The sequence below is a fragment of the Staphylococcus sp. AtDRG32 genome (genome assembly GCF_004365845.1).
GTDB lineage: Bacteria > Bacillota > Bacilli > Staphylococcales > Staphylococcaceae > Staphylococcus > Staphylococcus hominis.
On sequence record NZ_SODE01000001.1, the window covers coordinates 210051 to 225193 of the forward strand.

The 15143-nt window shown below is 30.2% G+C and carries 14 protein-coding genes; all 14 read left to right on the forward strand.

Annotation, left to right across the window (positions count from 1 at the left end):
* Positions 1-5 precede the first annotated feature (5 nt).
* Positions 6-962: a polyprenyl synthetase family protein gene (locus BDW25_RS01055; protein ID WP_002449820.1), complete on the forward strand. Its 957-nt coding sequence runs from the start codon at positions 6-8 to the stop codon at positions 960-962.
* 119 nt (positions 963-1081) lie between these two features.
* On the forward strand, positions 1082-1534 hold the full coding sequence (gene ndk / locus BDW25_RS01060; protein ID WP_002449736.1) for a nucleoside-diphosphate kinase: 453 nt from the start codon (positions 1082-1084) through the stop codon (positions 1532-1534).
* A 229-nt stretch (positions 1535-1763) separates the two neighbouring features.
* Positions 1764-2930, forward strand: coding sequence for a chorismate synthase (gene aroC / locus BDW25_RS01065; RefSeq protein WP_002449816.1), 1167 nt, complete (start codon positions 1764-1766; stop codon positions 2928-2930).
* Positions 2931-2965: 35 nt separating this feature from the next.
* Positions 2966-4030 carry a 3-dehydroquinate synthase gene (gene aroB, locus BDW25_RS01070; protein WP_002449806.1) on the forward strand — a complete coding sequence of 355 codons (1065 nt, stop codon included), beginning with the start codon at positions 2966-2968 and terminating at the stop codon, positions 4028-4030.
* A 10-nt stretch (positions 4031-4040) separates the two neighbouring features.
* On the forward strand, positions 4041-5339 hold the full coding sequence (gene aroA / locus BDW25_RS01075) for a 3-phosphoshikimate 1-carboxyvinyltransferase (protein ID WP_002449768.1): 1299 nt from the start codon (positions 4041-4043) through the stop codon (positions 5337-5339).
* Between the two features lie 6 nt (positions 5340-5345).
* On the forward strand, positions 5346-6590 hold the full coding sequence (locus BDW25_RS01080) for a tetratricopeptide repeat protein (protein ID WP_002449879.1): 1245 nt from the start codon (positions 5346-5348) through the stop codon (positions 6588-6590).
* A gap of 14 nt (positions 6591-6604) precedes the next feature.
* Positions 6605-7144 carry a YpiB family protein gene (locus tag BDW25_RS01085; protein ID WP_002449704.1) on the forward strand — a complete coding sequence of 180 codons (540 nt, stop codon included), beginning with the start codon at positions 6605-6607 and terminating at the stop codon, positions 7142-7144.
* A gap of 25 nt (positions 7145-7169) precedes the next feature.
* Positions 7170-7787: a DUF1405 domain-containing protein gene (locus tag BDW25_RS01090; RefSeq protein WP_002449828.1), complete on the forward strand. Its 618-nt coding sequence runs from the start codon at positions 7170-7172 to the stop codon at positions 7785-7787.
* Positions 7788-7814: 27 nt separating this feature from the next.
* A complete protein-coding gene (locus BDW25_RS01095) occupies positions 7815-8513 on the forward strand; it encodes a zinc metallopeptidase (RefSeq protein WP_002449792.1) in 699 nt (232 codons plus the stop codon).
* A 201-nt stretch (positions 8514-8714) separates the two neighbouring features.
* Entirely contained in the window at positions 8715-9032 is a 318-nt protein-coding gene (locus tag BDW25_RS01100; RefSeq protein WP_002449913.1) for a nucleotide pyrophosphohydrolase, read from the forward strand.
* 22 nt (positions 9033-9054) lie between these two features.
* A complete protein-coding gene (gene bshA / locus BDW25_RS01105) occupies positions 9055-10173 on the forward strand; it encodes an N-acetyl-alpha-D-glucosaminyl L-malate synthase BshA (RefSeq protein WP_133944672.1) in 1119 nt (372 codons plus the stop codon).
* Between the two features lie 14 nt (positions 10174-10187).
* The gene (locus BDW25_RS01110) at positions 10188-11390 is read left to right on the forward strand and encodes a CCA tRNA nucleotidyltransferase (RefSeq protein WP_133944674.1); all 1203 of its coding nucleotides are present in this window, start codon (positions 10188-10190) and stop codon (positions 11388-11390) included.
* Positions 11377-12348 (forward strand): biotin--[acetyl-CoA-carboxylase] ligase, encoded by a 972-nt coding sequence (locus tag BDW25_RS01115; protein WP_002449737.1) that lies wholly within the window; start codon positions 11377-11379, stop codon positions 12346-12348. The genes BDW25_RS01110 and BDW25_RS01115 overlap by 14 nt, the downstream gene beginning before the upstream one ends.
* Positions 12349-12377: 29 nt before the next feature.
* The gene (locus tag BDW25_RS01120) at positions 12378-15086 is read left to right on the forward strand and encodes a helicase C-terminal domain-containing protein (protein WP_064207233.1); all 2709 of its coding nucleotides are present in this window, start codon (positions 12378-12380) and stop codon (positions 15084-15086) included.
* The last annotated feature ends 57 nt before the right edge of the window (positions 15087-15143 follow it).

Consider the following 15143-nt stretch of genomic DNA (forward strand, 5'->3'; position numbering starts at 1 on the left):
TTAATGTGGCAAAGTTAAGTATGAATAGTGAAATTAAAAATGTTGAAAAGCGTTTAAAAAATGCTATTAAAAGTAATGATTCTGTATTACAAGAAGCAGCATTTCATTTATTATCTTCGGGTGGCAAACGAGTGCGTCCAGCATTTGTTCTTCTTAGTAGTCAGTTTGGACCAAAGAAAATTACTGAAGATACGTATCATGTTGCAGTAGCTTTAGAATTAATTCATATGGCAACACTTGTGCACGATGATGTGATTGATAAAAGTGACAAACGTCGTGGTAAATTGACTATTGAAAAAAAATGGGATGTCACTACTGCTATCCTAACTGGCAATTTCTTACTAGCTTTAGGTTTAAAACAACTTTCTAAAATTGAAGATCATCGTGTTCATACTATTATTTCTAACGCAATTGTTGATGTTTGTAGAGGGGAGCTCTTCCAATTCCAAGACCAATTTAATAGTCATCAAAATATTACGAACTATTTGAGACGTATTAATAGAAAAACGGCGTTGCTTATTCAACTTTCAACAGAAGTTGGTGCAATAACATCACAAGCTGATAATGAGACGATTCGAAAATTAAAAATGATTGGTCATTATATTGGAATGAGTTTTCAAATTGTAGATGATATTTTAGATTTTACAAGTACTGAGAAAAAATTAGGTAAACCTGTGGGTAGTGACCTAATGAATGGTCATATTACATTACCAGTTTTATTAGAGATGAAAAAAGACCCGGTTTTCAAAAAACAAATTGTTGAGTTATCACACCTGACAAATAAACATCAATTTGATCCACTTATTGATCAAATCAAGAATTCAAATAGTATCACACAATCTCAAGAAGTGAGCGATCATTATTTAAATAAAGCACTCGACTTAATTGATCAATTAGAGGAACCAAATTCTCAAAATTTATTTAGAAAGCTTATTAAAAGAATGCGTTCTAGAAATACATAAGAATAGAAAAAAGTTGAAAACGCTTTAATAACCTGTTAGTATTTAGTAGTAGTAGGTTGTTTGCTATTAAATGTATTTATACATATTAAATCAATTTTTTTATTAGGGGGATTTGTATAATGGAACGCACTTTTTTAATGATTAAGCCAGATGCAGTACAACGTAATTTAATAGGAGAAATTATTTCTAGAATTGAAAGAAAAGGTTTAAAAATAGTTGGCGGTAAATTTATAATTCCAACTAAAGATACTGTTAACATACATTATGCTGAACATACAGAGAAGCCGTTTTTTCATAAACTTGTTTCTTTTTTAACTTCTGGACCTGTGTTTGCCATGGTTGTTGAAGGAGAAGACGCAGTTGCGGTATCTAGACATATTATCGGAAAAACAAATCCCACTGAAGCCGCTCCCGGTACTATAAGAGGCGATTATGGTTTAACAGTAGGGAGAAATATTATTCACGGATCAGACTCTGTAGAATCTGCTGAAAGAGAAATCAATTTATGGTTTAATGATGATGAAATATATAGCTACGAAGCTAATAGAGAAAATTGGCTTTATGAAGAATAATTTTTAAAAAGTAGAATAAATTGGAATTTATTTTCAATTCAACCATTGACTGCCGACATGTTAGAAAGTACCTAAGACAACAGTTGTCTTAGGTACTTTTTTATATAAAATTATTTGAATTTTCAAACACCAATTATTCTACACTAGTTATGTAATTTCATTGAATATGATATGATAACAAATAATACATAATACTATTTAAAGTGGTAAAGGAAAGGAGCTATTAATCATGAGATATTTAACTTCAGGAGAATCACATGGTCCACAACTAACCGTGATTATTGAAGGTGTTCCAGCTAACTTAGAAATGAGAGCTGAGGAAATAAATAAAGAAATGTTTAAGCGTCAAGGTGGATACGGTAGAGGACGTCGAATGCAAATTGAAAAAGATGCGGTAGAAATTGTTTCTGGTGTAAGAAATGGCTTTACTTTAGGTAGTCCAATTACAATTGTAGTTAAAAATGATGATTTTACTCATTGGAGAAATATTATGGGTATTGAACCAATTAGTGACGAGGCACGTGAAAATATGAAACGTACAATTACAAAGCCAAGACCTGGTCATGCAGACTTAATTGGCGGAATGAAATATAATCATCGTGATTTGAGAAATGTACTTGAACGTTCTTCTGCAAGAGAAACAGCTGCACGTGTAGCTGTAGGAGCAGTGTCCAAAATTTTACTTTCTCAACTAGACATTCATATGTATAGTCGTGTTGTAGAAATTGGTGGAATTAAAGATGTAGGGTTATACGATACAGAAACATTTAAACAAAATATCGATAAAAATGATGTACGTGTGATTGATGAATCGATTGCTCAAAAAATGAGAGATAAAATCGATGAAGCTAAAAAGGAAGGCGACTCTATAGGTGGCGTAGTTCAAGTTATGGTTGAAAATATGCCAGTTGCAGTAGGTAGCTACGTGCATTATGATCGTAAACTCGATGGACGCATTGCTCAAGGTGTTGTAAGTATTAATGCCTTCAAAGGTGTCAGCTTTGGCGAAGGGTTTAAAGCTGCTGAAAAACCTGGAAGCGAAATTCAAGATGAAATTTTATATCATTCTGAAAGAGGTTATTATAGAGGATCTAATCATTTAGGTGGCTTTGAAGGTGGAATGACTAATGGTATGCCTATCATTGTAAATGGCGTTATGAAACCTATTCCAACTTTATATAAACCTTTAAATTCAGTAGATATTAATACTAAAGAAGATTTTAAAGCAACTATAGAACGTTCAGATAGTTGTGCAGTTCCAGCAGCAAGCGTTGTTTGCGAACATGTCGTTGCATTTGAAGTTGCTAAAGCTCTTTTAGAAGAGTTCCAATCTAATCATATCGATCAACTTAAAGAACAAATTGAAGAACGTAGAAAGTTAAATATAGAATTTTAAACATCTTTAATTAACCTTTAGAAATGAGGTATATCATGCAATTACAAACCACATATCACAGTGATAATTATCCAATTATTGTAGAACATCATGCATTTAAATATTTATCCGATTATATTCAAGATTACGATAAAGTATTCTTAATTATAGATGAATTTGTTGATTTTAATTTTAGAGATAAATTTGAAATATTATGTCACAATTCAAACATTCAAAAAGTTATCGTTCCTGCCGGTGAAAAAATGAAAACGTTTAATCATTATCAATCTATCATGGAACAACTACTAGGAATGAACCTTACTCGTAATACATGTTTAGTGGCTATAGGTGGTGGGGCCACAGGAGATTTTACAGGATTCTTAGCTTCTACATTATTAAGAGGTGTTGATTTTATACAAGTACCTACAACGATATTAGCGCATGACTCAAGTGTAGGAGGCAAAGTTGGAATAAATTCTTCCCATGGTAAAAATCTTATAGGCGCATTTTATAGACCTAAAGCAGTCATATATGATTTAAATTTTTTAAAAACTTTACCTTATCATGAAATTTTAAGTGGATACGCTGAGGTATATAAGCATGCTTTATTGACTGGCGCAGTTGCTACAGAAGATATTGAAAAACACTTTTCAGATAGGAAAACACTTGAATCACTTAAAGATATGGATCAATTTATTTTTAAGGGCATAAAAACAAAACTAAACATTATTATAAAAGATGAAAAAGAAAGTAATGTTAGAAAATATTTAAATTTAGGTCATACCTTTGGACATGCAGTAGAATATAAGTATAAAATACCTCATGGTCATGCCATTATGATTGGGATGATTTATCAGTTTATTGTGGCAAATCATCTTCTTGGCACACAATTTGATATTCAACATTATATTAATTATATGAATCAATTAAATTATCCGCTGGATTTAATTCAGCAGATTGATTTTGAAGAAATGTATCAATATATGTTATCAGATAAAAAAAATAATGGTGAAGGTATTCAAATGGTTCTACTCGAGAAATTAGGTAAACCTAATGTATATCATGTAGAAAAAAATATATTGAAGCAATCATTTAAACAACTACAATTATTAGTAGAGTAGGTGAAATACTGTGACAACAAGTCAAACAATAGATATTCATGGTCCATTAAAGGGTGAGATAGAAGTACCTGGAGATAAATCTATGACGCATAGAGCAATTATGCTATCGTCACTCGCTAAAGGTAAATCAATTATTGAACAACCGCTTCTAGGTGAAGATTGTTTACGTACAATTGAAATTTTTAAACTCTTAGGTGTTGAGATTGAAATTGAAGAACATCGTCTTATTGTTAATTCTCCAGGATATCAACATTTCAATATACCACATCAAACGTTATATACTGGAAATTCTGGTACAACAACGCGCTTACTTGCTGGTCTTTTAAGTGGATTGGGCATAGAGTGTGTCTTATCTGGAGATACATCGATAGGAAAACGACCTATGGATCGTATTTTAAAACCTTTAAAATTAATGAATGCAAATATTAATGGTATTGAAAATAACTATACACCACTTATTATTAAGCCTTCAGCCATTAATGGTATCAATTATCAAATGGAAGTCGCAAGTGCTCAAGTTAAAAGTGCAATTTTGTTTGCAAGTCTATTTTCAAAAGAAGCATCACAAATTACAGAATTAGACATAAGTAGAAATCATACTGAAACGATGTTTAAACATTATCAAATTCCAATACAAGTAAATCAAAAAGTGATTACAACATCTCCTTATGCTATAAGCAATATTCAACCTAAAAACTTTGTAGTACCAGGAGATATTTCTTCAGCTGCTTTCTTTATTGTAGCTGCTTTGATTTCTCCAGGAAGTGATATTACAATTCATAATGTTGGCATCAATCCTACACGTTCAGGTATTATAGATATCGTTGAACAAATGAATGGTAACATTGAATTATTTAATGTTACAGAGTCTTCAGAACCAACTGCGTCGATTAGAGTTCAGTATACGAACAACTTGAAACCAATCACAATTGAAGGAGATTTAATTCCTAAAGCAATTGATGAATTGCCAATTATTGCTTTGTTATGCACTCAAGCTTCTGGTACAAGTATGATTAAGGACGCAGAGGAATTAAAGGTAAAAGAAACTAATCGTATTGATACAACTGCAGATATGCTTAATTTACTAGGTTTTAAATTACAAGCTACAGAGGATGGATTAATTATTCATCCCTCTGAATTAACTAGAAATGCTATAGTAGATAGCTTAACTGACCACAGAATTGGCATGATGCTTGCAGTCGCCTCTATTTTAAGTGATTCGCCATTAACGATACGTCAGTTTGATGCAGTAAATGTATCATTCCCTGGTTTCTTGCCGAAATTAAAGCTTTTAGAAAATGAGGGATAAAATATTATGGAAGATATCTATAAATTAATAGACGATATCAATCTTCAAAAATTAGATCATTTAGATACACGTGTAAATGAAGCATTAACATCCAATAATGATGATGCTTTATTTATTTTAGGAGAAACATTATATAACTTTGGATTAACACCTCAAGGTCTTGAAGTGTTTAGAACGTTATATCATAAGTATCCAGATGAAAGTGAACTATTAATTTATTTTATCGAAGGCCTTATGTCTGAAAATCAAACAGACGAAGCATTAGAATATTTAAATCAAGTTGAATTATCACCTGAAAAGTTAATGTTAGAAGCCGACTTATATCAACAAATCAATATGACTGAAGTTGCTATTGATAAGTTAACTGAAGCGCGTGAATTAGAACCTAATGACCCAATTATTCATTTTGCTTTAGCAGAATTACTTTATTTTGATGGACAATACCTTCGTGCTACACGAGAATATGAAGTTGTTTTAGATACAGGCGAATATGAAATAAATGGAATTAATTTATTTTCAAGAATGGCTGATTGTGCGTTACAAAGTGGAAATTATAGTGATGCTATACAGTTATTTGATGAGATTAGTGAAGATGAAATGATCTCTGATGACTTTTTCAAAAAAGCCATCGCATATGAAAAAAATGATCTAACTCAAGAAGCTATAAAAATTATGACTACACTTCTTTCTAAAGACCCAGACTTTATTCAAGGTTACTTTTATTTACAATCTTTATATGAAAATGAAAAAAATTATCCAGATGCGATTGAAACAGGTAAAGAAGGGTTACGTCTTAATCAATTTTATAAAGAACTCATGGTTTCTACCGGTAGTTTAGAAATTGAACATGGAGATGCGAATGAGGGGGTAGAACTTCTTAAAAAAGCACTTGAAGTAGATAATGGTTACCATAAACCTTTACTTATCTTAAGTGATTTATTCCGTCAAAAAGAAGACTATGAAGCCATCATTTCACTTCTATCTTATGTAGATGAAGAAGATCTTGACCCTGTCTTTATGTGGCATTTAGCACATGCATATGGGGAAGAAGAAAGAGATACTGAAGCCCAACATTTCTATGAATTGGCTTATCCAACATTAAAATCTCAGAGTCTATTCTTAAGCGATTATTATTTCTATTTAATTGAAATTGGCCAAAAAGATAAAGCTAAAGTATTACTTAACGAATTATTAATTATCGATCCAACTAATGAAACTTGGAATGAAGAATTGAGCAGATTGAATGACTAGAGTGGGTGTTAAAATTGAATGACACATTAGTTAAAATGAAACAAAGCTATATTGAATATGCTTTGTTTCATTATCATTTTAAGTCCAGAATTAGTGTGTGGCTATTAAATTATTTAAAAGCCTCACCGCCAAAATTAAATTGTAGTCATTTTGTAAATAAGAAAATTAAAAGTCATATAACCCTTGAAATTGGCCTAAAACACTCCAATTTCTCTGCGATTAAATTAACAAAAGACGATCAAACATTAATTAATACAAATGAAATATTCAATTATATAGCTTCTAAAGATATTTGTATTGATATATTCATTCACTTTGAATACAACGATAAGCAAGATGGGCGATTAAATGAGCTTATAATTCAACAATTAATATATTCTGATCAATATCTTGCATATCTTAATAATATATATCACTTAAGTCTTGATCTAAATAAAAAGTATTCACTAATCGAACAATTAGAACATCATATCGATGTAAGTTTACAAATGAAAGATCAACAACGTTTTTATCAATTATCACAAATTTTGAGTGTATTAACTCATCACTCATAGATCAAAATTAAAGGAATTATAACTTATGCCTACTTTAAGACAACTATGGGAATTATCATTATATCAACGTTCCATACTCGTAATATTGCTTATATGTAATGTTTTAGGCACCATTTATGGTTTTATATGGTATGGTGATCAATTACTTAAGACACAATGGCATTATCTAATTTTTGTACCAGATAGTCCTATTGCATCGCTATTGTTATGTATATCAATTTGTTTAATTATTTTAAATAAACAAAATAGTATTATTGAAGGACTAGCATTTGTAACATTATTTAAATATGGTTTATGGGCTGTCATTATGAATTTGATAATGATGGTTAATAATAACGATATAACTATTATGAATGTACTTTTAATTATTAGTCATGGAATTATGGTACTTGAAAGTATCTATTTTTATCCACGATTCAAAATTTCTATACTCAGTTTGTTTATTTCTATGATATGGATATTTAACAATGATTATGTAGATTATATATTAAAGAAATATCCTTATTATGATTTTATACAGCAACACGTTCATTTAGTTGCTTTTATCGCGCTATGGCTAAGTATTATGTCACTTATCCTTTATTATAGTTTTAATAAATTAATAAAGGTTAAATTATTTGATAAAAAATTCGATAGTCAGTAGAATATGATTAAAGGAGAGTGAAATTGATTGTCTATAGTGTCTTATATTATATATATCGTCATTATTATGCTCATTCCAATGTGGGCTCAACACAAAGTAAAATCAAATTATGAAAAATATTCACAGGTAAGATCAACAAGTGGTAAGACGGGTCGTGAAGTAGCAGAAGAAATTCTTCATGCTAATGGAATTTACGATGTAGATGTAGTTAAGGGCGAAGGCTTTTTAACAGACCACTATGATCCAAATAAGAAAGTAGTTTGTTTATCTCCTGCAAACTTTGATCGTCCTTCAGTAGCTGGTACAGCTATTGCGGCACACGAAGTTGGACACGCTATTCAACACCAACAAGGTTATGCGTTTTTACGTTTTAGAACTGCTTTAGTACCTTTAGCAAATATTGGTAGTTCATTAAGCTATATCATTATTATGGCTGGTATCTTTTTAACAGCATTAGGTAGTGCTTTTGGCTCAACTGCATTATGGATTGGTGCTGGGTTAATGTCATTAGCAGTTTTATTCTCAATCGTGACATTACCAGTTGAATTTGATGCAAGCTCAAGAGCGATGAAACAAATTACTGCACTTAATATTGTGAATGAAAAAGAATATAAACATGCGAGAAAGGTATTATCAGCAGCAGCTATGACTTATGTAGCAGCAACAGCTACAGCTGTAGCCGAACTTGTTAGAATTATTTTACTGGCACGTGCAAGTGATAACTAAACTACCTTTATAAACTAACTCAATCTTAAATCTTGTGTAACAACATTTAAGATTTTCAAGGAGTTATATCGAGCGAAATATGAATTCAAAAATGAATTCTGTTTCGCTCTTTTTTTATATCTCATAGAATAGAATTGATAAAATGCATTAACAACTAATTTGAGATATACTTAGAAAGAAACGGAAAAAAGGAGAATGATGATGAAATCTTTAAATCAAATGCAAAAAGAAGTAGATGACTATATTAGTCAATTTAAAGCGGGTTATTTTTCTCCATTAGCTAATTTAGCCCGTCTAACAGAAGAAGTGGGCGAACTTGCAAGAGAAATCAATCATTATTACGGTGAAAAGCAAAAGAAACCAACGGAAGAAGAAAACTCTGTTAAAGCTGAATTAGGAGATAATTTATTTGTTTTACTTTGCATTGCTAATTCACTTGGTATTGATATGACAGAAAGTTTTAATGATACAATGGATAAATTTAATACTAGAGATAAAAATCGATTTGAACGTAAATAATGGATAGAAAGGGGGTTATTTTATGAAAATAGGTATTACATGTTATCCGTCAATGGGTGGCTCAGGTATCATAGCAACTGAATTAGGTATAAAAATGGCAGAAAGGGGACATGAAGTTCACTTTATTACGTCAAATATTCCTTTTAGAATTCGTAAGCCTTTGCCTAACATTACTATCCATCAAGTCGAAGTAAATCAATATGCAGTATTTCAATATCCACCATATGATATTACATTGAGCACAAAAATATCTGAAGTTATTAAAGAATATGATTTAGATATCTTGCATATGCATTATGCTGTACCACACGCTGTATGTGGTATTTTAGCACGTCAAATGTCTGGAAAAGATATAAAAATTATGACAACATTACATGGTACTGATATCACAGTGTTAGGCTATGATCATTCACTTAAAGGCGCTATTAAATTTGGCATTGAACAAAGTGACCTCGTGACTAGTGTCAGTCATTCATTAGCTGAACAAACACAGTCAATTATTGAAACAGATAAAGAGATTATTCCTATTTATAATTTTGTTCGAGAAAAAGAATTTCCTACACAACATGAAAATCAATATAAAGAGCTTTACGATATAAAGCCTGAGGAAAAAGTTCTTATACATGTATCAAACTTTAGAAAAGTCAAACGTATTGACACTATTTTAGAAACTTTCGCTAAAGTTCATAAACATATACCAAGCAAGTTGATCTTATTAGGTGATGGTCCAGAACTTTTAGATATGCGTAAAATAGCAAGGTCATTACATATCGAAGATGATGTATTATTTTTAGGTAAACAAGATCAAGTTAGTAAATTCTATCAAATGGCTGATTTAGTTTTGCTGTTAAGTGAAAAAGAAAGTTTTGGCCTTACACTATTAGAGGCAATGACTACAGGAGTCGTACCTATAGGTTCAAATGCTGGTGGTATCAAAGAAGTCATCAAACATGGTGAAACAGGTTATATTGTAGATGTAGGAGATAGTGAACAAGCAAGTCATTATGCACTAAAATTATTAACAGATGAGCAACTTTATCAAGAATTACAAAGTAATATGCTTAAAGATATTAAACAACGATTTAGTTCTGAACTTATCGTCGATCAATATGAATATTACTATAAAAAAATGTTGAATTAAAAAAGAGGATTAATATGGGTAATGAATTATTTGAAACAGCTTTGCCAATTCTAAATCAAATAGAAAAACATCATTTCGAAGCTTATTTTGTAGGCGGGGCAGTCAGAGATTACATTATGCATCGTACAATTCATGATATTGATATCACTACAAGTGCGATGCCAGACGAAATTGAAGATATATTTGAACACACTATTCCAATTGGAAAAGAGCATGGCACAATCAATGTTGTTTTCAACAATGAAAATTACGAAGTGACAACATTTAGATCAGAAGGTGATTATTTAGATCACCGTCGTCCAAGTGAAGTTAATTTTGTGAGAAATCTCTATGAAGATGTACAACGTAGAGATTTCACTATCAATGCTATTGCTATGGATAAAAATTATAAAATATTTGATTACTTTGGTGGTCAAAAGGATATACAATCAAAATTGATACGTACGGTAGGGAATCCAAGTGAACGATTTAAAGAAGATGCATTAAGAATTATTCGTGGCCTTAGATTTCAGTCACAACTTACATTTGATATTCATACTGAAACCTTTGAAGCAATGCAATTAACTTGTTCGGACGTTAAATATTTATCAATCGAGCGAATTGTTGTAGAATTTAAAAAATTAATCTTAGGAAGTAATGTTAAACAGAGTTATCATAATTTATTATCTTTAAAAATTTTTAATTATATTCCATTTTTTAATGAATTAGATATGACATGTGTTTACATCAATGAACCTCTTGAATTTGAACAATGGTTAGCCATCTTACTTATAAAAAATAATAATCTTCCTTCTTTAAAGCAATTAAAAATTAGTAATAAAGAAAAATCAGATATACATATATATATTGCTATCATTGAAACATTACCTCAAATTACTACTAAAGATGCTTTGAAATTATTTGTTTATGATTATAGTGACTATTATATCTTAAAGGTTTTAAATATTTATTCTGTACTTCAAAATAATCAAATTCCTACCGCTTCAGAACTTATTATCAATTCTCTTTCTATTAAACAAGTCGTTCAACACCTTCAATTACATGAACGTAAAGAAATGGATGTGAATGGAAAAGATTTACTTGCACATTTTAATAAAAATGGTGGCCCTTGGTTAAAAAATGTATTGAGAGAAATAGAATGTGCGATAGTTACTGATAAAATCAAAAATAACAAAGAAGAAATTTTGAAATGGGTGAATGAAAATGTCAAAATATAGTCAAGATGTCGTTAAAATGTTATATGAGCATCAATCAGAATATATTTCTGGTCAATACATTGCAAATCAGCTTAATATATCGAGAGCTGCTGTGAAAAAAGTAATTGATCAATTAAAAGCAGATGGATGTGATATTGACTCAATTAATCATAAAGGACATAAGCTTAATGCATCGCCAAATCGTTGGTATAGAGGCATTATCAATAAAGTACTAGAGTCTAATCATTTAGTATCCAAAATTGAAGTATATGATAGTGTTGAATCTACTCAAACTATTGCTAAACAAGGTCTTGTTGATAATCAGCATACCATGTTAATTTTAAGTGATGAACAAACAAAAGGTCGTGGTCGTTTCAATCGTAATTGGTCTTCTTCAAAAGGAAAAGGGTTATGGATGTCTGTTGTTTTAAGACCTAATGTCTCATTTGCAATGATTCCAAAATTTAATCTTTTTATAGCTTTAGGAATTAGAGATGCTATCCAAGCATTTTCTAGAGACAAAGTAGAGATTAAATGGCCAAATGATATTTATATTAATGATAAAAAAGTATGTGGATTTTTAACAGAAATGGTAGCAAATGCTGATGCAGTTGAGGCCATAATATGTGGTATTGGTATTAATTTAAACCATCAAGAAGAAGATTTTTCTGATATGATACGTCATCGTGCTACAAGCATTCGCTTGCACCATTCAGAAGAAATCAATCGATATCAATTTTTGAAACGTTTAATTGAGGAAATTGAAAAGCGTTACCATCAATTTCTTAACTCTTCATTTGAAACAATTAGAGATGAATACATTCGTACATCTAATATTTGGCATCGTAAGTTAACATTTACTGAAAATGGAGAACAATTTATAGGTGAAGCTATTGATATTAATAATGACGGCTTTTTAATTGTCAAAGATGAAGATAATCAGACTAGACGACTTATAAGCGCAGATATAGATATATAAGCATACGGATAGAATTAGGAGAGATAGATATGGCATATACAAGTTTTGCGGTAGTAGATTTAGAAACAACCGGAAACCAACTTGAACATGATGAAATTATACAAATTGGTATTACATTTGTACGTGATAATAAAATATCAGGAACTTATCATTCAATGATTCGTACTGATTTGGAAATCCCACCATTTATCCAAGCTTTGACTTCTATCGAAGAAACTATGCTAGAACAAGCACCGTATTTTCATGAAATTGCTGATGATATATATGAACAACTCAAAGATTGTATATTTGTAGCCCACAATGTTGACTTTGATTTGAATTTCATTAAAAAAGCATTTGAAAAAAGTAATATTCATTTTAAACCTAAAAAGGTGCTTGATACCCTAGAATTATTTAAAATTGCATTTCCTACTGAAAAAAGTTACCAATTAAGTGAATTAGCAAATGCTCATAATATACCTCTGACAAATGCACATCGAGCAGATGAGGATGCAACAACAACGGCCTATTTAATGATTAAAGCTTTTAAAAAGTTTGAGTCATTACCTATAGATACCTTAAAACAATTATATTATTTAAGTAAGCATTTAAAATATGATTTATTTAACATTTTATTTGAAATGGTCAGACAACATCATAATCATGATATAGATTATCAGTATGCTCAATTTGAACAGATTATCTATAAAAAACAACAAGACTTAAAAGTGCCACAAATTGAATTTAAAGGTTCATTAAAAGATTTATATCTAGAAGTTACAACAGCACTTGAACTTACTTATCGCCCACAACAACTCTATTTGTCAGAAATTATTTTAGAGCAGTTAATGCATAATGATAAGGCACTTATTGAAGCACCTTTAGGAAGTGGTAAATCATTAGCATACTTATTAGCTGCATTGATGTATAACATTGAAACAGGCAGACATGTAATGATTTCAACAAACACGAAATTACTTCAACATCAATTACTTCAAAAAGATATTCCTAGTATTAATCGCGCGCTAGATTTCAAAATTAATGCTGCACTTATTAAAAGTAAAACAGACTATATTTCACTAGGATTGATAAGTCAAATTTTAAAAGATGATACAGCTAACTATGAAGTGAATATTTTAAAAATGCAATTACTTATATGGATATTAGAAACAAATACTGGAGATATACAAGAGTTAAATTTAAAAGGTGGTCAGAAAATGTATTTTGACCAAAAATTAGAAACTTATGTTCCAGTAAGACACGATATTCATTACTATAATTATATAAAGCGTAATGCTCAAAATATTCAAATTGGTATTACTAATCATGCGCATCTTATTCATTCAGATCAAGAGAATTCAATCTATCAGTTATTTGATGATTGTATCATTGATGAAGCACATCGTTTACCTGATTATGCTCTTAATCAAGTGACCAATGAATTAAATTATTCTGATATCAAATATCAGTTAGGTTTAATAGGGAAAAATGAAAATGAAAAGCTTCTTAAATTAGTAGATCATTTAGAGCAACAACGTATTTTGGAACGATTAGATATTCCACCTATTGACGTGTTTGGTTTAAAATCTAATATTTCTGATTTACACGAACTAAATGAAACCCTATTTAATCATATTTTCGATATTGTTCAACACTCAGATGTACATGATGATGATGTACATCGATATCATTATGTATTCGACTTTGATTCTACACGTATTCTAAAAGATTTACATACAATTGTAGACAAAATCAATAAAACTTTAGAATTTTTTAATGGTATTAACCATAAAACAATCAAATCTATACGTAAGCAATTACTTTACATTAACGATAATTACAGACATATAGAACAAAGTTTAAAACAAAATCATACTGCTTTCATATCTATCAAAAATTTGAATCAAAAATCGACCATACGTCTAATTGTAAAAGATTATGAAGTACGGGATATTTTAACAAAGCAAGTGCTCGAGAAATTTAAATCATTAACATTTATTTCAGGCACACTTACATTTAACCATTCGTTTGAGGCATTTAAAAACTGGTTTAAAGAAGATGTAGAATTTAATACTTATGAAGTACAGTCATCACTTCAAAATCATAAATCAACAAATATTTATATTCCAAGTGATGTTGTTTCTTATGATTTTAAAAATACAGAGGATTATGTAGCGTCTATTGTAGACTATATTCAAGAGTACGTAACTATAACACAATCTAAATGTCTCGTACTTTTCACCAGTTATCGAATGATGCATATGGTACAAGAGCTATTAAATGAATTACCAATATTTGACGATTATGTTATTTTGACCCAACAACAAAATCAAAACTATAAAATCGTTCAACAATTTAATCACTTTGATAAAGCTATTTTGTTAGGTACATCAACATTTTTTGAAGGATTTGACTATCAATCTAATGGTATTAAATGTGTGATGATTGCTAAATTACCATTCATGAATAAATATAATACAAAGCATTGGCTAATGGATTCAGAATTTGAATCTACATTTAAAGATTATGTCTTACCTGATGCTGTAACGCGTTTTAGACAAGGTCTAGGTAGATTGATTCGTAACGAAGACGATAAGGGACTCATTGTTTCCTTTGATGATCGTTTAACAAATAGTAACTATAAGCATTTTTTTGAACAATCGTTAGAATCTTATTCTCAAAAAAAAGGGGATATTCAACAATTTAATAAATTACTTTACCGCATGCAGGCAAGTAAACTGAAAAACAGAAAAAAATAGTTTATTTTAAATAATGAGAACACTATTCAGGTGCTAGAAGTTCACTTTCTATTTTGA